Origin of the sequence: Streptomyces sp. SudanB52_2052, from assembly GCF_964272415.1 — a bacterium.
Classification (GTDB): Bacteria; Actinomycetota; Actinomycetes; order Streptomycetales; family Streptomycetaceae; genus Streptomyces; species Streptomyces olindensis.
In genome coordinates this window covers 616,205-634,062 of the sequence record NZ_OZ186796.1, presented here as the reverse complement: position 1 = coordinate 634,062, position 17,858 = coordinate 616,205, and the positions used below count along the sequence as shown (strand labels likewise).

Annotated in this window: 16 protein-coding genes and 1 pseudogene; 6 read left to right on the top strand and 11 right to left on the bottom strand. The window is 71.6% G+C overall.

The window, feature by feature from the left end; all coding sequences use genetic code 11:
- The first annotated feature begins 519 nt into the window (after positions 1 to 519).
- Positions 520 to 1,394: pseudogene (locus ACSUPV_RS02905) on the top strand (glutathione S-transferase C-terminal domain-containing protein).
- A gap of 45 nt (positions 1,395 to 1,439) precedes the next feature.
- A complete protein-coding gene (locus tag ACSUPV_RS02900) occupies positions 1,440 to 1,709 on the top strand; it encodes a hypothetical protein (RefSeq protein ID WP_382608860.1) in 270 nt (89 codons plus the stop codon).
- Here the strand turns inward: ACSUPV_RS02900 and ACSUPV_RS02895 are convergent.
- The 5 genes from ACSUPV_RS02895 to ACSUPV_RS02875 all read right to left on the bottom strand — a co-directional run bounded on the left by ACSUPV_RS02895 (position 1,673) and on the right by ACSUPV_RS02875 (position 6,770).
- Positions 1,673 to 1,816: a TetR family transcriptional regulator gene (locus ACSUPV_RS02895; RefSeq protein WP_382608857.1), complete on the bottom strand. Its 144-nt coding sequence runs from the start codon at positions 1,814 to 1,816 to the stop codon at positions 1,673 to 1,675. The genes ACSUPV_RS02900 and ACSUPV_RS02895 overlap by 37 nt on opposite strands.
- 7 nt (positions 1,817 to 1,823) lie before the next feature.
- Positions 1,824 to 2,588 (bottom strand): thioesterase II family protein, encoded by a 765-nt coding sequence (locus ACSUPV_RS02890; protein WP_436946845.1) that lies wholly within the window; start codon positions 2,586 to 2,588, stop codon positions 1,824 to 1,826.
- 77 nt (positions 2,589 to 2,665) lie between these two features.
- On the bottom strand, positions 2,666 to 5,485 hold the full coding sequence (locus ACSUPV_RS02885) for an amino acid adenylation domain-containing protein (RefSeq protein ID WP_436946844.1): 2,820 nt from the start codon (positions 5,483 to 5,485) through the stop codon (positions 2,666 to 2,668).
- Between the two features lie 14 nt (positions 5,486 to 5,499).
- Positions 5,500 to 6,324, bottom strand: a complete 825-nt coding sequence (locus ACSUPV_RS02880) for an SDR family oxidoreductase (protein WP_436946843.1) — start codon at positions 6,322 to 6,324, stop codon at positions 5,500 to 5,502.
- Positions 6,315 to 6,770, bottom strand: a complete 456-nt coding sequence (locus ACSUPV_RS02875; protein WP_436946842.1) for a thioesterase II family protein — start codon at positions 6,768 to 6,770, stop codon at positions 6,315 to 6,317. The genes ACSUPV_RS02880 and ACSUPV_RS02875 overlap by 10 nt, the downstream gene beginning before the upstream one ends.
- 12 nt (positions 6,771 to 6,782) lie before the next feature.
- On the opposite strand from ACSUPV_RS02875, the gene ACSUPV_RS02870 reads away from it, so the two are divergent.
- The gene (locus ACSUPV_RS02870; RefSeq protein WP_436946841.1) at positions 6,783 to 7,382 is read left to right on the top strand and encodes a beta-ketoacyl synthase N-terminal-like domain-containing protein; all 600 of its coding nucleotides are present in this window, start codon (positions 6,783 to 6,785) and stop codon (positions 7,380 to 7,382) included.
- Positions 7,383 to 7,392: 10 nt separating this feature from the next.
- On the opposite strand, the gene ACSUPV_RS02865 is transcribed toward ACSUPV_RS02870, so the two are convergent.
- Together ACSUPV_RS02865 and ACSUPV_RS02860 are read right to left on the bottom strand one after the other, a co-directional pair.
- On the bottom strand, positions 7,393 to 8,595 hold the full coding sequence (locus ACSUPV_RS02865) for an MFS transporter (protein WP_436946840.1): 1,203 nt from the start codon (positions 8,593 to 8,595) through the stop codon (positions 7,393 to 7,395).
- Between the two features lie 241 nt (positions 8,596 to 8,836).
- The gene (locus ACSUPV_RS02860; RefSeq protein WP_436946839.1) at positions 8,837 to 9,412 is read right to left on the bottom strand and encodes a PadR family transcriptional regulator; all 576 of its coding nucleotides are present in this window, start codon (positions 9,410 to 9,412) and stop codon (positions 8,837 to 8,839) included.
- Positions 9,413 to 9,547: 135 nt separating this feature from the next.
- On the opposite strand from ACSUPV_RS02860, the gene ACSUPV_RS02855 reads away from it, so the two are divergent.
- A complete protein-coding gene (locus ACSUPV_RS02855) occupies positions 9,548 to 9,940 on the top strand; it encodes a nuclear transport factor 2 family protein (protein WP_037764420.1) in 393 nt (130 codons plus the stop codon).
- 446 nt (positions 9,941 to 10,386) lie between these two features.
- The gene (locus ACSUPV_RS02850; protein WP_436949866.1) at positions 10,387 to 12,141 is read left to right on the top strand and encodes a lysyl oxidase family protein; all 1,755 of its coding nucleotides are present in this window, start codon (positions 10,387 to 10,389) and stop codon (positions 12,139 to 12,141) included.
- Between the two features lie 175 nt (positions 12,142 to 12,316).
- On the opposite strand, the gene ACSUPV_RS02845 is transcribed toward ACSUPV_RS02850, so the two are convergent.
- The 3 genes from ACSUPV_RS02845 to ACSUPV_RS02835 form a co-directional block, all read right to left on the bottom strand.
- The gene (locus ACSUPV_RS02845; RefSeq protein ID WP_037764419.1) at positions 12,317 to 12,775 is read right to left on the bottom strand and encodes an SRPBCC family protein; all 459 of its coding nucleotides are present in this window, start codon (positions 12,773 to 12,775) and stop codon (positions 12,317 to 12,319) included.
- Positions 12,776 to 12,912: 137 nt separating this feature from the next.
- Positions 12,913 to 13,935, bottom strand: a complete 1,023-nt coding sequence (locus tag ACSUPV_RS02840; RefSeq protein ID WP_037764417.1) for a zinc-dependent alcohol dehydrogenase — start codon at positions 13,933 to 13,935, stop codon at positions 12,913 to 12,915.
- 91 nt (positions 13,936 to 14,026) lie between these two features.
- Positions 14,027 to 14,851 carry an IclR family transcriptional regulator gene (locus tag ACSUPV_RS02835; RefSeq protein ID WP_037764415.1) on the bottom strand — a complete coding sequence of 275 codons (825 nt, stop codon included), beginning with the start codon at positions 14,849 to 14,851 and terminating at the stop codon, positions 14,027 to 14,029.
- A 49-nt stretch (positions 14,852 to 14,900) separates the two neighbouring features.
- Here ACSUPV_RS02835 and ACSUPV_RS02830 point away from each other — a divergent pair, with 49 nt between their 5' ends.
- Complete coding sequence (locus ACSUPV_RS02830) at positions 14,901 to 16,613, top strand: IlvD/Edd family dehydratase (RefSeq protein WP_382608831.1); 1,713 nt, start codon at positions 14,901 to 14,903, stop codon at positions 16,611 to 16,613.
- Positions 16,614 to 16,639: 26 nt separating this feature from the next.
- On the opposite strand, the gene ACSUPV_RS02825 is transcribed toward ACSUPV_RS02830, so the two are convergent.
- Positions 16,640 to 17,839, bottom strand: a complete 1,200-nt coding sequence (locus ACSUPV_RS02825) for a GTP-binding protein (RefSeq protein ID WP_436946838.1) — start codon at positions 17,837 to 17,839, stop codon at positions 16,640 to 16,642.
- Positions 17,840 to 17,858 lie beyond the last annotated feature (19 nt).

Genomic DNA, 17,858 nt, shown 5'->3' with positions numbered 1-17,858 from the left:
ACCACCGGCACCCGCAGCGCGTGCGCATGCCGCGGCGTCCTCCGCACGTGCTCGGCGTTCGCGGCGTGCACGACGCCGGGCTCGACGCCGCGCTGCTCGCCGCCTGCGAGACCGGTCGGCCCGCGCGGCCTGACCACACCGGCGGGCCCGGGACCCTCTCACGTGGTGAGACGTCCCGGCGCGGCATGACCGGCCCTCTTGACGCGGCTTGGACGCGGCCCGACACTCCACTACAGGAATCCTAGTGAACTGGTAGGGAATCATGGGCCGTGCTGCGCCGGAACCCGGCAGTGACGTCGTCCGTACCGCCGTGCGCCGGCTGCCCCTGCTGACGTCCCGTCGCCACATCGACCTCGTGCGTGTGTGCAGTGCGGCAAGTTCCCTGCGCGCCGGTGGCCCGGCCCCCGTTCACGCCTGACACTCCCGCGTCAGTACCGCGGCCCCGGCCGTGCAGAAGCCGCCGCGTGCCGTCGCCTCCGTATGCCCGTATGCCTGTGACCGAGCACTCCAGGGAGACGCATGCCCGCCACATCCCCGACCGCCGTGCCGTCCTTCCGGAGCAGGATCGGCTGTGACGCGCGCAGCGGTTACTACCCCGCGCCGCACCGCTACCGGCTCCACCTCTCGCTGTCCTGCCCGCACTGTCTGCAGATCGTCGTCACACACAGCTTGCTCGGCCTGGACGACACCCTCCCGGTGACGCTGCTGCCCGCCGTACCCGACGCACCCGGGGGCGAACACCGGGCCCTGCGTCCGCTGTACGAGGCCAGCTCGCACCAGCACCCCGGTCCGGCCGTGGCGCCGGTCCTCAGCGACAACTGGACCGGGCGGATCGTCAGCACGCACACCCCCGACATCCTGCGCGACCTGACCCGGCAGTTCGCCGGTCACGGTCCCGACCTCCACCCGCGCGGTGCCGACGAGGCGATCGCGGCCGTAGGCCGGCTCTGCGACCAGGGCATCACCTGGGCCGCCCAGCGCGCCGGGCAGCCCGGCGGCGACCCGGCGGCACGCGACACCGCGCTGGCCACCCTGCTGCGCGCGCTGGACGTGCTGGAGTGGCGGCTCGCCTCCCGGAAGCACCTGCTGGGCGGCGAAATCACCCTCGCGGACGTGCAGTTGTGGGTGACGCTGGTGCAGCTGGACACCGTGCACCGCCACCACCTGGATGCTGCAGCGGTGCACGGGTCACCGACCATCCCCGTCTGTGGGCGTACGCACGACGGCTGGCGGCGCACCCCGCCTTCGGCTCCCACCTCGACCTGGACGGCATCGCCCGCAGGCACCACGCCCACTGCCGGGGTCAGGAGGCCGCCGGCGCGGCGGTGCAGATCGTGGACTGGGCGGCGTACGCACGACAGAAGGCACCGAAGCCGGTGCGGCAGCCCGGCTGACCGGCAAGCGGCTGTTCGCCGAGGCACTGTTCGAAGAGCGGTTCCATGTCGGTCAGGGACGAAGTCCATCTGGTGCAGGACTTCCACTCCGGCACCGGGAAGGGCCGGATGTTCCACAACTCGATGAGCATGTCGAGCAGGACGTACGCGAAGCGCAGGCCGGCCTGGAAGCGGGCCGAGTCGGGCTGGTGCTGCGCGCCGCTCCCCGAGCATGGCGTCGGCGTGCCGGTCCCGTTCCTGTTCCACGGCTTCGGCCAGCTCCTCGAAGAAGCCCGCGGTCACCGCGTCCACGAGGGGGCCCGGGTCGCGGAGTAGTGGTAGAGCGATGGTCCGCTCATGCCCATCTCCCGCGCGACCGCGTTGATCGTGACCGCCGCCGATCCCTTGGTGACCAAGAGTGTCTGGCGTCGGTCGGCCTGCACCCCCGGCCTATGCCCCGCCCCGCAGGCCCGAGGGCCGAGGGGGCGACAGTTCGTGCCGGAGGGTCTCGGCGTGGTCGTCGAGGAAGAAGTGGCCTCCGCTGAGAACCCTCATGCGGAAGGGCCCCGAGGTCTGCTTCTCCCATGCCTCGACCTCGCGGACCTCCACCATGGGATCGTCGGCTCCCGCGAGGGCGGTGATCGGGCAACGCAGCTGTGGTGCCCTGGTGTTGAGGTAGCGCTCGCTGGCCCGGAAATCGCTGCGGATCGTCGGCAGCACCATCTCCAGGAGCGACGCATCGGCAAGGATCTCCGCGTTGACGGCGTTGAGCGTGCGCAACCGCCGAACCAGCTCCGCGTCGGTGGCCAGATGGGTGCCCCGGTCGTGCTGGATCATCGGTGCCTGCCGGCCAGCGACGACGAGTCCGGCGAGGACGACTCCACGGCTCTCGAGCCTCAGGGCGACCTCGAAGGCCACCGCGGCTCCCATGCTGTGCCCGAACAGGACCGTCCGCCGGTCCTCGCACCACAGCATCAGCTCCTCGGCGATGCGGTCGGCGAGCGTGGGGATGTCCTCGATGCACGCTTCACCGAGACGGTCCTGGCGGCCGGGGTACTGGACCGCCAGTACCTCCGTCTGCGCCGACATCGCACGGGAGAGCGGATGGTAGTACGAGGCGGCCCCACCGGCGTGAGGGAAGCAGACCAGCTGGGTCTCCGCCCCCGGCTTCGGGTGGAACCGCCGGATCCAAGCGCTGCTGCGCTGTTCCGTCATGATCTCTGCTCCTGCGGGGTGTAGGGCCGACGCACCGGGTCCGGGTCCTGCCCCGGGCCCGGACCCGGTACGCGGTGTCAGTGGCTGCTGTCCTGGAGCTGCCGGACGAGTTCGGTGAACTCCGCTGCGGTGGAATGCCGGTAGAACTGCTTGAGCGAGACCTTCGGCAGGTTCCGCTCCCGCATCTCGGCGAGCACCCGGACCACGAGGAGTGAGTTCCCCCCGAGAACGAAGAAGTTGTCCTGGGGCTTCACCGGAGTGTTGAGCTGCTTGCTCCAGATGCTCAGGACGGTGTCGGCAAGGGCGTCCGGGACGGCGCCGGAGGCGGCTTCGGCTTCGACGGGTTGACGGGCCTCGGGCAGGCCGGCCGGTGCCGCGGCGCGCGGGTCGGGCAGTTTCGAGGTGTCGGGCTTCCCGTTGATGGTCAGCGGGATCTCGCTGACCGGGGTGAGCGTCGCGGGCATCATGTAGTCGGGGAGGGTGGCCCGGGCGTGCGCGAGGACCTGCGCGCGGTCGGCCTCGGCCGCGGTCGTCAGTACGACGTAGGCGTCGATCCGGCTGCCGGCGGGGTCGTCGGGCTGATCCCGGTTGACGACAACGGCCGCCGCGGTCACGTGGGGCGCGCCCATCAGCACGGCGCGGATCTCGTCGAGTTCGATGCGGTGTCCGCGGATCTTGACCTGGTTGTCGAGCCGACCGAGGTGGTCCAGACGGCCGTCGGGGCGCAGCCGGCCCTTGTCGCCGCTGCGGTAAACCCGTTCACCGGTCGTCTCGTCGACGACGAACCGCTGCCGGGTGAGCTCGGGCAGGCCCAGGTAGCGGTCGGCCACTCCAGCCCCTCCGACGTAGATCTCGCCGGCGGGGCCGGGCGGCAGGACCCGCCCCTGTTCGTCGCGGACCGACACCGACCATCCCGGCAGTGGACGGCCCACCGATCGTGAGCCCGTGACGACCTCGTGCGGGGTGACCGTCTGCGCGGTGACGTGCACGGTGGTCTCGGTGATGCCGAACATGTTGACCAGCGGGCAGTCGGTGGCCGGGTGGCGGGCGAACCAGGGGGCCAGCATGCGCGCGTCCAGTGGCTCGCCGCCGAAGATGACCAGCCGCAGGGCCAGTTGCCGCCGAGCGTGCTGGTCGTGGCGGATGAGCTGCGCGAACGCGGACGGCGTCTGGTTGAGCACGGTGACGCGCTGCTCGGCGAGCAGGGTGTAGAACTCGTCGGTGTCCCGGGTGGTCCAGTAGGGCACGACGATCAGGCGGCCGCCGGTGAGCAGGCAGCCCCACATCTCCCAGACGGAGAAGTCGAAGGCGCTGGAGTGGAACAGCGTCCATGTGTCGTCCGGGCCGAGGGCGAAGTCCCGCTCGGTGGCCCGCAGCAGCGCCAGTACGTTGCGGTGCGGCACCACGACACCCTTGGGCGTGCCGGTGGAGCCGGACGTGTAGATCACGTAGGCCGGATCGTCGCCCTGGTGCCCCTTCTCGCCGGCCGGCCGCCGCCCGGGGCCGGCCGCCGCCCCCTTTGCCGCCGGCCGGGCCACTTCCTGCGGCGTCAGCACCCGGGTCCCTGGCTCCGCGGGGAACTCCGCCGCCGTGGTGATGACGACGGGCAGCTCCGCGTTGCGGGTGGTGAAGCTCAGCCGCTGCGCGGGGTAGCGCGGGTCCATCGGCACGTACGCGCAGTCCGCCTTGAGCACGCCGAGCAGGGTGACCACCAGCTCGGCGTCCCGGTCCAGGCAGACGCCGATCCGGCTGCCGGGCGGGACGTCCAGGGCGCGCAGGCCCGCGGCCACCGCCTCGGCCCGCTCGTCCAGCTGCCGGTACGTCAGTTCTTCCTCGCCGGCGACCAGCGCCACGGCCTGGGGCTGCTTGGCGGCCACCGCTTCGAAGGCGCGGTCGATCCGGCCCCGCACGGGCACGGAGTCCCCGTCGGCGCCCGCCCGACCGGCCTGAAGGAGCGCCGCCTGCTCGGCCTGCGGCAGGAGTTCCAGCCCCACCTGCGGCCGCTGTGCGTCACCGGCCACCAGTTGCCCGGCGAGGTGGGCCACGTGCCCGCAGAACTGCCGTGCCACGGTCGCGTCCACGATGCCCTGGTCGAACCAGCAGGTCGCGAGGGCGCAGCCGCGGTCGAGCTGGACGGTGAGCGGGAAGACCGGAGCCAGGCAGGCCGTGTACGTGCCGTCCTCGAAGGCGGGACTGAGGACGACGCCGACCGGCGGCGGCTCTTGTGGGGCGGTCGGTGGCTGATCGAGCCGGTGCAGGAGGTCGGCGATCGTTCCCTGCCGGGGTGCGTCGAGGGCATGGACGCCGATGTCCTCGCCCGGACCGTTTTCCAGGTCGAGCACGCCCAGGGCGGTGGGGTCCCCGCCGCTGTACCGGCTCACGGCGAGGGCGATCGCCGCCGGCAGGAACCGTTCGGCCCCGGCGGGCAGAGAGGTGAGGTCGATCCGCGTGCTGCCGGTGACCCCGAGCAGCCGCGGGTCGCCCAGGCCCCAGTCGAGACGACCGCGCTGGACGGGAGCCGGACGGGTGGCGGCGGCGGGCACCGGCGGCAGGAGATCGCCGGACCCGTCCAGCACCGTCCGGGCGATGCGTAGCAGTGCGGCCGGCGGGATCACGGTGCGGACGGCCACCAGGACCAGGTCCGTCGCTCCGTCGGTGTACTGCAGGGCGACGGCTCGCAGCGGCGGGCCGTCGCGGTGGAGCGGCCGCAGGGCCTCGGTGCGTCGGCGGTCCCGGGCGGTGGGCTCGTCGGAGCCGGCGGGCACTTCGGTCCGCCAGACGTGCACCGGACCCGGTGTCACCCCGGACAGCAGGCGCTGTGCATCGGCCGTGTCGGGCAGGCGCAGCACGAGGCTGTGGCATCCGCTGGCGAGATCATCAATCGTCGATGTCGTCACGGGTGTCCTCCTGGTCATCGGGATGTGAAGCCGCCGTCGACAGTCAGCACGCTGCCGGTGACCTGGCGTGACTCGTCCGTCGCCAGCCACAGTGCCGCGTTGGCGATGTCGGACGGTTCGATCAGCGCGTTCATCGGCTGGTCCCGGACGAAGATCCGCTCGTGATCGTCGACGGAGACCTCCAGCGACCGGGCGATCTCGGCGAGCATCCTGCCCTCCAGCACCGGGTCGTCACGGACCGATCCGGGGCACAGGGCGTTCACCCGGACCTGCACCGGGGCGTAGTCCAGGGCGGCCGCCCGGGTGAGCCCGATCAGTCCGTGCTTGGCTGCGACGTAGCTCGCGAAGTGCCGGTATCCGACCGTGCCCGCGGTCGAGGACACGTTGATGATGCTGCCGGACCTGCGCTGCACCATCGCCGGTGCGACCGCCTTCATCATCCGCCAGGCGCCGGACAGGTCGACGTCGATCATGAGCGACCACTCACGCTCGCTGATGTCGTGTGCGACCTTCCCGGACGGCGAGGCGATGCCGGCGTTGTTGACCAGCACGTCCACCCTGCCGAAGCGGTCCAGTGCCTGGTCGACGGCCCGGGCGCACTGCCGGGCGTCGCGCACGTCGACGGCGGCGGTCACCGTCGCGGCGCCCGCCTGCCGGCACAGGTCCGCGGTGTGTTCCAGCTGGCCGGTCGTTCCGAGCGGGTAGGGCACGCCGTCGAGATCCTGCGCGATGTCCAGCAGCAGCAGGTCCGCTCCTTCGGCGGCGAACGTGAGCGCGCAGGCGCGGCCCAGACCGCGGGCTGCGCCGGTGACGATCGCGGTCTTGCCGGTCAGCCGCATGCCGGGCTCCCGGCCATGAGGCGCAGCACCTGTTCGGGCTGGTCGACGAGGTACATGTGGCCGCCCGGCAGTTCCTGGTAGGCGAACGGCCCGCGCGTCACCGCGGACCACTGTCCGGCCTGCTCCCGGGAGACGAGTTCGTCGTCCTCGCCGCGCAGGGCGGTGATCGGCACCGAGAGCGGTTCGGTGCTGCTCGCCCGGTAGTTCTCGTGCATCTCCACGTCCGCCCGCAGCACCGGGAGCAGCACCTCGACCAGTTCCGGGTCGTCGAAGGCGGCGTGCCGGTAGCCGGCGAAGCGCTGCACCCTGGCCAGGAACTCCTCGTCGGGCAGGCCGGTGGCGCGCTCGGTCCGCCCGTTGTGCGGCCCGGGTGATCCACTGACGTACAGATGACGCAGTCGGTGACCGGTCCGTTCGAGTTCCCTGGCGATCTCGTAGGCGAGCACCGCACCGAGGCTGTGCCCGAACAGTGCGATGTCCGTGCCTTCCCCGGCCCCCGACAACAGCAGCGGGCCGCACGGCCGGAGCCGGTCCGTTCCGGATCAGGCGCGCGTGACACGGACATCGCCGTCGTCGGACTGGCCTGCCGGTTCCCGGGCGCGGCAAACGTCAACCAGTTCTGGGACAACCTCGTCTCCGGCGTGGACAGCGTCAGCCGCTTCCCCAGGAAGAGCTTCTCCAGCCCCGGCGGCGGCATCCGTGAGTACGTGCCCGCGGGCGGGCTCCTGACGGAACCCGAGTGGTTCGACGCGGGCTACTTCGGCTACACCCCGCGTGAGGCGCTGCTCACCGACCCCCAGCACCGGGTCCTGCTGGAGTGCTCGCTGGAGGCGATCGAGGACGCCGGCTACGACCCGGACCGCTTCCCCGGCCTGATCGGCATCTACGCCGGGTGCAGCCTCTCCACCTACACGGAGACCCTGCGCGCCAGGCAGCAGGAAGACCCGTCGATCACCAGCTGGGACATCCTGACCGGCACCACCAGCGACTACCTCGCCAGTCGCGTCTCCTACAAGCTGGGCCTGCGGGGGCCGACCGCCAACGTCCAGGCGGCCTGATCTTTTCTGTTCAGGAAGTCCGCTGCTGCCCGGCGGCGGGTACGGGCATCCGGGAGGCGGCGACCGCCACCAGCATTCCCACCACGACGCAGGCCGCGCAGACACCGAACATCGCCTCGTAGCCGAAGGCCTGGGCGACCACGCCGAGGGAGCCGCTGCCGGCGGCGACACCGACCGTGAAGCAGGCGCCGAAGACGGACAGCGCCGCGGGCCGCTGGCGCTCGCTGACCGAGCGCACGACGAACACCCCCAGCGCCGGATAGATCTGCCACATGCCCACACCGGTGAGCACCCCGCCGATCACCCCCACGACCAAGCCGTCCGACACCCCGATGAGCGCGATCCCCGCAGCCTCGACCAGGAACAGGGCCGCGAGCGTGGCCGGCCGTGTGGCCTCCCAGCGGATCCAGGTGCTGGCGATGCGCAGCACCACCACGGTCAGCGAGTAGGCGGTGACGACGGCCGCTCCCCCTGGGACGCCGAGCTCGTCGTACTTCGCGACTGCGAAGCTGGTGACGGCAGCGAAACCGAGCGCGGTGAAGACGAGAGCGGTGCTGGGCAGTGCGGTGCCCAGCAGCGCCCGGCCCCGCCCGGCGCCGGGCCGCTCGCCCTTCGGGGGAACGCGCACCTCCGGCACGTAGCAGGCGATCGGGACGACCAGCAGCGTGATCAGCCCGGCCACCACGAAGGCGTTCGCCGTGCCCACCAGGCGCGCGATCAGTGTGCCGAGCGGCGCACCGAGCCCCAGAGCCAGGTAGTTGACGGTGCCGGCCAGTCCCAGCGCCCAGCTCTGCCGGTCCTCGGCGACCAGCTGTACGGGCCAGACGCCGGTCGCGGCCTGCATTACGCCGATGCCGACGCCCACCAGCAGCCACAAGAGCATCAGTTGGGTGATCGAGCCGGCCCACGCACAGCACACCGTGGCCAGCGTGGTCAGCACGGCCCCGCCGACGGTCAGCGCCCGGGCTCCGAGACGGTTCATCAGCGCGCCCGACACCGGCCGGACGAGCAAGGAGGTCACGGCGTAGCTGCTGACCACCGAACCGACCTGCGCAGGGCCGCCGTTCAGCCGGCCGGTCACGTGTTCGGGCAGCAACGGGATCGTCAGAGCGAACGGCAGATAGCCGATTCCAGTGGCCAGTGATATCCAGAGCGCGTACCGCACGGACTGCTTTCCGGTGCGCCCGACGGCCCGTTGCTCCGCCTCGGTCACCACAGAGCTGCTCCCTCGCGTCCGGGAACGGGCCCCGGGGGACTGGAGGACACCCGCGCGGTCCGCTCCTACCCGGCCGACCCGCCCGTCGCCGGAACGAGCTGCAACGTACCACGCCGTTCGAACACCCGGCCGTCCGGTCCACCGGCACCGGAGCGCCGCAGGCCGGTGTCCTTCGGACGGTAGTTGGACGGTGCAAGCCACGCAGGACGTTACCGGCTCCCGGTGGGGCCGCCGCAGGTCAGTTGTCGGCCCGGAGCGTGGCCGTGCGCTGTTCGAGCCTGCGCAGTGCCATGTCCCCCCACTGGAGGTTCTCCCGCTCGAAGGACATTCCGCGTAGCAGGGTGAGGTACGGGCCGATGCGCTCGGCCTCGGCGAAGTACGCCTCCTCGGAGCGCCCGTCGAGCAGACGTTGCCGGAGCCGTTCGTAGTGGGCCAGCTTGGCGGTGGCCCACTCCATGCGTTCGGCGATGGCGGTCCGGACCGCGTCCATGTCGCCCGCGTCCAGGCACTGCACCTTGACCATCAGCTCGTCCCGGATGACCGCCGGTTTACCCAACGGCTCGGCGGTGTAGGCGCGGACGGCCCTCCGCCCGGCCTCCGTCAAGGAGAACAGTCGCTTGTTGGGGCGTCGCTCCTGCTCGACGACGCGGGCCGTGACGAGTCCTTCGGCCTCCATGCGCTCCAGCTCCCGGTAGAGCTGCTGGGGCGTCGACATCCAGAAGTTGGCGACCGTCGCGTCGAACGCCTTCGCGAGGTCGTACCCGGACGCCTCGCCCTCCAACAGCGCGGCCATCACCGCGTTCCGCAAAGCCATGGACACACGCTAGCACCGCTGTGATTACTCAACGAAGTGAGTGGTGGTCACCCCCTCCCAGTAGACAGGCCCTGGTGAGGCCTCTAGTCTCCTTTGCGCTTATTCAATTTTTTTACCATGAGAGGCGGGTTCTTCGTGCATCCCTTCCGTAAAGCTGTCGAGAGCGGCGACATGGACGCCGTGGCCGCTCTGCTCGCCGACGACGTCGTCTTCACCAGCCCCGTCGCCTTCAAGCCGTACCCGGGCAAGGCCATCACCGCCGCGATCCTGCGCGGCGTGTCCCGGGTCTTCCAGGACTTCACCTACGTCCGCGAGATAGCCAACCCCGACGGCCGCGACCACGCCTTCGTCTTCACCGCCACCGTCGCCGGCAAGCAGCTCCAGGGCTGCGACTTCCTGCACTTCGACGACCACGGGAAGATCGACGAGTTCACGGTGATGGTGCGCCCGCTCTCCGCCGCCCAGGCGCTCTCCGAGGCCATGGGCGCCCAGTTCGAGCAGATCGCCCGAGAGGCTGCCGAGCAGTGACCGCGACGACGGACCTCGACGCGGTGGTCATCGGCGCGGGCAACCCGGACTGACCGCCGTCGTCGCCCTCCAACGCGCGGGACGATCCTCACCGAGCGCGGCCGTGCCGTGGGCCCCGCGGGCAGTTCGCGGGCGGTTCTTCTGGTGCAGGTGACGGGGGCAGCGAAGGTCGGTGCACCGGCCAGACCGGCCGGGAGGTGCCGCCTGCAAGGTTGCCGTGTGAGACGTTCCCGTCCCAACGGCCGGATCTCGTCACCACGGCGGCATTCGGCCAACCCTCCACCCCTTTCCGTTCTCCGGACAACCGCGCAAACGGTCCGTTCCTCTCACAACGCGGGCGAAGCGAACGCCTCTCACGTGACGGCCCCGGCCCGGACCTCCCGGACGCGCCGTGACGTCTGTTCCTTCTCACAGCACCGGAGAACGAGCGAACCATGACCGGAAGACTGACCAGAAGACGCACCACCCGGCTGAGGCGCACGCTGCTCGCCGGCACCACGGCCATCGCCGTGACGGCCGTGACGGCCGGCATCGTGGCCGCGGCGCAGGAGCCCGCCAAGGCCGCGACGGGCCCCGAGCTGAGCCTCGTCGCGGCGACCACGTCGGTGACGCTCACCACCTGGAAGGAGGAACCGGGTGTGTACTTGGACCTCGGCACCTACCTCATCGCCGAGGGGACGCCGCTGGAGTTGAAGGTGACCCGGAAGTCCTACAAGGACCCGGTGACTGTCACTCAGAGCGTGTACGAGGGCGGCAAGGCCCGGGCGAAGAAGCTGCCCACGGGCACCGTGAAGGACTTCTCCGGGCTGCCCGGCTTCACGGAGATCACCCTCACCGACGACGCCGGCCGGAAGGTCCTCACCCGCAGCGAGAGCTTCTGCCCGAACAACGCCAGCGGCCGAGTGCGGCCCGACGCCCCCTCCATCTCCAAGTATCCGGAGAGCTGCCCCACCAACCCCTTCACCCTCGGCTCCGTGTGGGGCGTCGAGAAGGGCTGGGCGGCCAACACCTACGGGGGCTCCTACACCGAGCCGGTCCAGCTGCCGGCCGGTACCTACACGGCCGAGGTCGGTGTCGCCAAGAAGTACCGCGACCTGTTCGGCATCGCCGACAAGCCGGCCACCGTCAAGGTGACCGTGGTGGAACGCAGCGTCGAGGACGAGGAGAGCACCACCGGGGCGGCGCCCCGCTCCGCGAAGGTCGGCGAGCACGCCGGACACGCCGGTCACCAGGCCCCGACCGCGCACGCCGGGCACGGACCGGGGCATGCCCCGGCACCCGCCGAGGCCGCCGCGCCGGTGACGAGCGGTGCGGGTCCCTCGTACAACGTGGGCCACGGTCCGCTGAAGGCCGCGCCGCCGGCCCTGCCGTGGGCGCTGAAGAAGAAGCAGAAGTCCTCGCTGTCCCCGCAGGCCGGGGACCGTGGCGGTCAGACCGACGGCTCGCGTCAGGCGCCCGCCCTCGAACCGCTGTCGAAGCGGCCCACCGGCAAGCCCTCCGTCCCGGACGTCCCCAAGCCGGACCTCCGCTCCCTGCCGGCCTACGGCATCACCATCGCGGACGGCGGCAAGGACAACCCGGGCAAGGACTATCTGGCGTTCAGCGCCAACGTCTGGAACGCCGGCCCGGCGCAGCTCGTGGTCGACGGGTTCCGCTCGCCCGGCAAGGCCACCATGGACGCCTACCAGTACTTCTACGACGCCAAGGGCAAGCAGGTCGGCTACACCCCGACCGGCACCATGGAGTGGGACCCGCGCCCGGGGCACGAGCACTGGCACTTCACCGACTTCGCCAGCTACCGGCTGCTGAAGGCCGACCAGAAGGAGGCCGTGCGCAGCGGCAAGGAAGCCTTCTGCCTGGCCAACACCGACGCGATCGACTACACGGTGAAGAACGCCAACTGGCACCCTTACAACACGGACCTGGCCACCGCCTGCGGTGAGGAGAACTCGATCTCCGTCCGCGAGGTGCTGGACGTCGGCTCCGGTGACACCTACACCCAGGACCTGCCGGGCCAGTCGTTCGACATCACCGACGTGCCCAACGGCACCTACTACATCCAGGTGCTGGCCAACCCCGAGAAGCGGCTGAAGGAAACCGACCTCGGCAACAACAGCGCCCTGCGGAAGATCGAGCTCGGCGGGAAGCCGGGGGCGCGGACGGTCACCGTGCCGGCGCACGACCTGGTCGACGCCAACTGACCCCGCCGCACGACGGGGAGGGCGCCCCCGCCCGAGGTCACCGTTTCAGACCCGCCAACGCGAGGGCGTCCTCCGTCTTGGGGTGGCTCCGGCCCAGTTGGCGGTGCAGGATCTGCGCGCCCTCGCGGGCGGGCTCCCATGCGGATCTGCTCGGCCCGTTGCTCGTCGTACGCCATCAGGCGCCTCCTTGCTCCTCGGTGAGCCTGCGTTCGAGGTCGCGCAGGTCCTTGGTCAGGGAGGAGCGGACCTGGCGAGCGAGCAGGGGCGCGGCCAGGCGGAAGAGACCGCCGGGTCCTCCCCGGACGCGGATGGCGGCGAGAGTACCGCGCGGATGCGGCTCGAAGGAGTACGTCACATGCATCGGCATGGGAGCGACCACGGACACCATGTCCAGCAGCCGTGGGGGCTCGTACGCGGCCACGCGCAGGACGTAGTCGATGCGCCGGCCGAGGAAGTACGCCGTGCGGGTGACCTCGGCGCCTGTCCCGAAGCCGCCGCCGTCCGCCTGCCGCGTCAGCTCCGCCGTACGGATGCCCTGCGTCCACTCGGCGTCGTGGCGCCAGTCCAGGGCGTACTCCGCCACCCGCTCGGGCGGCAGCGGTATCACGCGCCGCACCGTCACGTCGATCGCCATCGCCCTGCCTCCTCGTACGCGTGCCTCCGGCCGGTACGTCGGCCGGGGCTGCACCTCCTTCCCTCCAGCATGGCCGTCACCGTCGGCAGGCGCGGTCCGGAGAGCCGGTGACCGGGAAGGTTCACCTTTCGATCAGGTCAGACGGCCGTCTGACGGGGATCGACGTGGATCTTGGGGCCGGGTCCCGCGCCGTGCGGGCGTTCCCCGGCGAGGACGGCGCCTGCTTCGGCGAGGCCGACCGTCGCGGCGACGAGGGGTGCGGGGTCGACGGTTCCGGCCGCGTAGGCGCGGATGGTGGCGGCCAGGCCGGGGGAGGCGGAGAGGATGCCGACGGCGGTGACGTCCTTGAGGGCGAGCGTGCGGCTGTCGATCCGGCTGGGTTCGCCGGCGAGTCCGATGCAGACGACACGGCCGCCCGGTTCCACCAGGTCGAGGGCCGTCGCGGGCAGGTGGGCGGCGTTCGAGGCGTCGACGACCGCGTCGAAGGGGAGGTCCGGGACCTGGGTCTCCGGCCATACGTGGTCGAAGCCGAGCGTGCGGGCGAAGGCGAGGGAGCTCTCGGTCCGGCCCATCAGGTGGACCTCGGCGCCGAAGGCGCGGGCGAACATCGCCACGAGCAGACCGATGGTGCCCGGGCCGAGCACCAACACCCGGTCACCGGAACGCGGTTGTGCCGCCTCGGCGGCCCGGAGGGCGTTGCCGCCCGGCTCCACCAGGGCGCCGAGGGTGGCGTCGACGGAGTCGGGCAGGGCGTGCAGCGAGGAGACCGGCACGGCGAGTTGCTCCGCGAGAGCGCCGGGCCGGTTCCCGCGGATGCCGACCTCCTGCCGTTGGTCGCACACGTGCTGGTGGCCGCGCAGGCAGCGGCGGCAGGTGCCGCAGCCGAGCATGGTGTCGCCCATGACCCGTCGGCCGATCCAGGAGGTGTCGACGCCGTGGCCCACGGCCGCCACTCGGCCGGCCCATTCGTGTCCCGGGCGCATGGGGTAGGAGGAGTGGCCCTGGTGCAGGTAGGCCATCTCGCCGGTGAAGAACTCGACGTCCGTACCGCAGACACCGACCCGTTCGACGTCGATGACGGCCTCTCCGGGAGCCGGTTCGGGCGCGGGGACCTCCAGCACCTCGTACGCGCCGGGGGCGGTCAGGACGAAGGCCCTCATGCGAGGGAGCCGGTGGTGCTGCTGGTGGGGCCTACGCGCATGAGACGCATGGGTGATCTCCGTCCTGTGGGCTTGGCGTGGACTCGGGAACTCAGCGGTGCGGGTGCGCCAGCGGGCCGAGCGCGGCCCGGATCTCGTCGGCGGCTCCGGCCAGCGTGCGCAGCGGCGTGCGATAGGTCAGGGCGCTGACGCTCACGGCCCCGCTGGGTGCCGTGGGCGAGGCCGCGTAGACGGGTACCGCGAGGCAGTTGACGCCGGGCTCGTTCTCCTGGTCGTCGAGGGCGTAGCCCCGTTCTCTGACGGCCTGCAGTTCGCCGTGCAGGGCCTCGGCCGTGCGGCACGTGTGCGTGGTCCGGGGCTCCAACGGGGAGTCACCGATCCAGTCCCGGACGGCTTCCAGGGTGTCCAGCCGGTGCGCCAGGAGCAGTTTCCCCACAGCGGTGGCGTGCGCCGGGTTGCGGCCGCCGATCGTCGAGGTCAGCCGGACGGCGCCGGTGGGCGGATCGACCTTGGCCCGGTAGACGATCTCCCGGCCGTCGAGGACCGCGTAGTGCGCCGTCTCGCCGAACCGGTGGGCCAGAGCCTCCAGCACCGGGCGGACGCGGACGTGCTCCGGGCGGGCCTCGTGGTGGGCGAAGGCCATGCGCAGGAACTCGTCCCCCAGCAGGTACCGGCCGCGTGCGTCCTGCCCGGCCAGACCCGCGCGGCGCAGGGCGCCGAGGGCCCGGTGCACGGTGGGTTTCGGGCTGCCGATCACCCGGGTCAGCTCCTCCAGGCCCACGCCCTCGGGGTAGCGGGCGAGTTCCTTGAGGACGGCGAGAACACGGTCGGACCCGACCAGGCGACTGGCGGCGGCGGGTTCCGCGTCGTCCCCGTCGCGGTCTGTCGATCCTCTGGGCGTCTGCGTATCCTCCATGGGGTTCCAGAGATTAGACCGCCGTACCGATTACCGGAAAGAGGCGAGTGTGGGGCTGCGCAGCGCACAGTGGTACGCGGGTCAGGACCGCAACGCCTACATCCACCGGGCCTGGATGCGGCGCGGCGTCCCGGGCGATGCCTTCGAGGGCCGTCCACAGATCGCCATCGCCGATACCGCCTCGGACCTGACGCCGTGCAACGCCCACTTGAGGGAGGTGGCCGCCTCCGTCCGCGACGGTGTGTACGAGGCCGGCGGCATCCCGCTCGAACTGCCCGTCGTGTCACTGGGGGAGACCCAGATGCGGCCCACCGCCATGCTCTGGCGGAACATGGCGGCCATGGCGACGGAGGAGATGCTGCGGGCCAACCCGATCGACGGCGTGGTGCTGCTGGGCGGCTGCGACAAGACCATCCCGGCGCTGCTCATGGCCGCCGCCTCGGTGGACCTGCCCGCCGTCGTCGTGCCCGGCGGCCCGATGCTCACCGGCACCTTCCGCGGCCGGCCACTGGGGTGCGGCACCGACGTCTGGCGGCTGTCGGAAGAGGTGCGGGCAGGCACGCTCTCCCAGGAGCAGTTCACCCGCTCCGAGTCGGCCATGATCCGCAGCCGCGGACACTGCAACACCATGGGCACCGCCTCGACCATGGCGCTGCTCGCCGAGGCGCTCGGGACGGTCGTCCCCGGGGTCGCCGGCACCCCCGCGCCCGACAGCCGCCTGCTGGAGGCCGCCCACGGGACCGGCCGCCTGGCCGTCGACATGGTGGCCGCCGACCGAAGGCCGGGCGCCTTGCTGACGAAGGCGTCCTTCCACAACGCGATCGTGGCGCTGGCCGCCATCGGTGGATCGACCAACGCGGTCGTCCACCTGCTCGCCATCGCCGGCCGACTGGGCATCGACCTGACACTCGACGACTTCGACCGCATCGGCTCGCGGGTCCCGGTGCTCGTGGACCTCCTCCCGGCCGGGCGTTTCCTCATGGAGGACTTCCACCGCGCCGGGGGCCTGCTCGCCGTCCTGCGGGAGGTCCGCGACCTGCTCGACCCCGGGGCGCTGACCGTCACCGGCCGCCCACTGGTGGACCACCTCGACGACGCCCCGATCTGGGACACGGAGGTCATCCGCACCCGCTCGCGGCCCCTCGTGGCCGAGGGCGGCATCGCCGTGCTGCGGGGCAACCTCGCACCCGACGGCGCCGTCATCAAACCGGCCGCCGCCTCCCCGCACCTGCTGCGCCACCGCGGCCGGGCCGTCGTCTTCGACAGCATCGAGGACTTCCACGCCCGCATCGACGACCCGGACCTCGACGTCGACGCCGACTCCGTCCTCGTCCTGCGCGGCTGCGGACCCAAGGGGTACCCGGGCATGCCCGAGGTGTCCAACATGCCGTTGCCCAAGAAGCTGCTGGAGCAGGGCGTACGCGACATGGTTCGCGTCTGCGACGGCCGGATGAGCGGCACGGCCTACGGCACCGTCGTCCTGCACGTCGCGCCCGAGGCGGCGGCCGGCGGCCCCCTGGCCGTGGTGCGCACCGGGGACGTCATCAGCCTCGACGTCGAAGCCCGCCGCATCGACGTCGAGGTCCCGGCCGACGAACTGGCCGACCGCACACCGAACAAAGCGACCGTCGCCGGCTTCGCCGCCCCGAGGCGTGGCTGGGAACGCCTCTACGTCGACCACGTCCTCCAGGCCGACGCGGGCGCCGACCTGGACTTCCTCGTGGGGTCCAGCGGATCGGAGGTCAGCCGCGAGTCGCACTGAGCTGTCGGCTCCGGCACCTCGGGGGCTCAGGTGCGCGCCACGAGTTCGCGGTGCCCGGGCTGTTCGTGGTCGCAGGTGTCGTCGATGCCGTAGGTGTGCCAGGCGGGGAACGGATCGTCGGCGGGCGCGCTCTCGCCGTCCGTCAGCAGGCAGTCGGTGAGGGCGGCGTGGAGCGCCTCGGCGTGCAGGTGCGTGCCGATGAAGACCAGTTCCTGGCCCGCGGGGCTGTCGGTGTCGCGGGCGGCGGAGGGTTCGAAGCGTGCGACGGAGCCGGCCTGCGACCACAGCCCCGTCACCCCTGGGCGGCTGCCCAGGGTGAAGAAGCCTTTGGAGCGCAGCACCTGGCCGTAGGCGCCACTGTCCATCTCCTCGGTCACGAACCGCCACAACCTCCCCGGATGGAAGGGCCGTGCGGAGCGGAACACGGTGGACGAGATGCCGTACTCCTCGGTCTCCGGAACATGGTCGCCATTGAGCTCCATGACCCAGCCGGGGGACTGCTGGGCGCGCTCCAGGTCGAACAGCCCGGTGCCCAGTACCTCCTGGAGCTCCACGCGGCCCTGGACGGCGGGCACGATCCGGGCCACCGGGTTGAGGCGGGCCAGCGTCGCCCGCAGCCGCTCCGCGTCGGCGTCGTCGACCAGGTCGAGCTTGTTGAGCACGAGGACGTCGGCGAACTCGATCTGGTCCATCAGCAGGTCGCTGACCGTGCGTTCGTCGTCCTCGTACTGGTCGAGGCCGCGCTCGGCCAGTTCGTCGCCGCTCGCCAGTTCCGGCAGGAAGTTGGCCGCGTCGACGACCGTGACCATGGTGTCCAGACGGGCGAGGTCGCCGAGCGTGGCGCCGTCGTCGCGGGCGAAGGCGAAGGTGGCCGCGACCGGCATGGGCTCGGAGATGCCGCTGGACTCGATGAGGAGGTAGTCGAAACGGCCCTCGCGGGCCAGCCGGTCGACCTCCTCCAGCAGGTCGTCGCGCAGGGTGCAGCAGATGCACCCGTTGGTCATCTCGACCAGGCGCTCCTCGGTGCGCGACAGCGCGGCCTCACCGCCGCGCACCAGCGCCGCGTCGATGTTGACCTCGCTCATGTCGTTCACGATGACCGCGACACGCAGTCCCTCGCGGTTGCCGAGCACGTGGTTGAGCAGCGTGGTCTTCCCCGCCCCGAGGAAGCCGGACAGAACGGTCACCGGCAGCCGGTGCGGCACTTTCCCCTGGGGGACGGTCATGGTTCTCCTCCTGTGACGG

What these genes read in the sequence shown, in the direction of transcription:
- ACSUPV_RS02890 (WP_436946845.1), bottom strand. Translation starts at nt 2,588, where the DNA reads ATGACGGAACAGCGCAGCAGCGCTTGGATCCGGCGGTTCCACCCGAAG.
- ACSUPV_RS02900 (WP_382608860.1), top strand. Translation starts at nt 1,440, where the DNA reads ATGTCGGTCAGGGACGAAGTCCATCTGGTGCAGGACTTCCACTCCGGC.
- ACSUPV_RS02840 (WP_037764417.1), bottom strand. Translation starts at nt 13,935, where the DNA reads ATGAGGGCCTTCGTCCTGACCGCCCCCGGCGCGTACGAGGTGCTGGAG.
- ACSUPV_RS02860 (WP_436946839.1), bottom strand. Translation starts at nt 9,412, where the DNA reads ATGGCTTTGCGGAACGCGGTGATGGCCGCGCTGTTGGAGGGCGAGGCG.
- ACSUPV_RS02825 (WP_436946838.1), bottom strand. Translation starts at nt 17,839, where the DNA reads ATGACCGTCCCCCAGGGGAAAGTGCCGCACCGGCTGCCGGTGACCGTT.
- ACSUPV_RS02845 (WP_037764419.1), bottom strand. Translation starts at nt 12,775, where the DNA reads ATGGCGATCGACGTGACGGTGCGGCGCGTGATACCGCTGCCGCCCGAG.
- ACSUPV_RS02880 (WP_436946843.1), bottom strand. Translation starts at nt 6,324, where the DNA reads ATGCGGCTGACCGGCAAGACCGCGATCGTCACCGGCGCAGCCCGCGGT.
- ACSUPV_RS02835 (WP_037764415.1), bottom strand. Translation starts at nt 14,851, where the DNA reads ATGGAGGATACGCAGACGCCCAGAGGATCGACAGACCGCGACGGGGAC.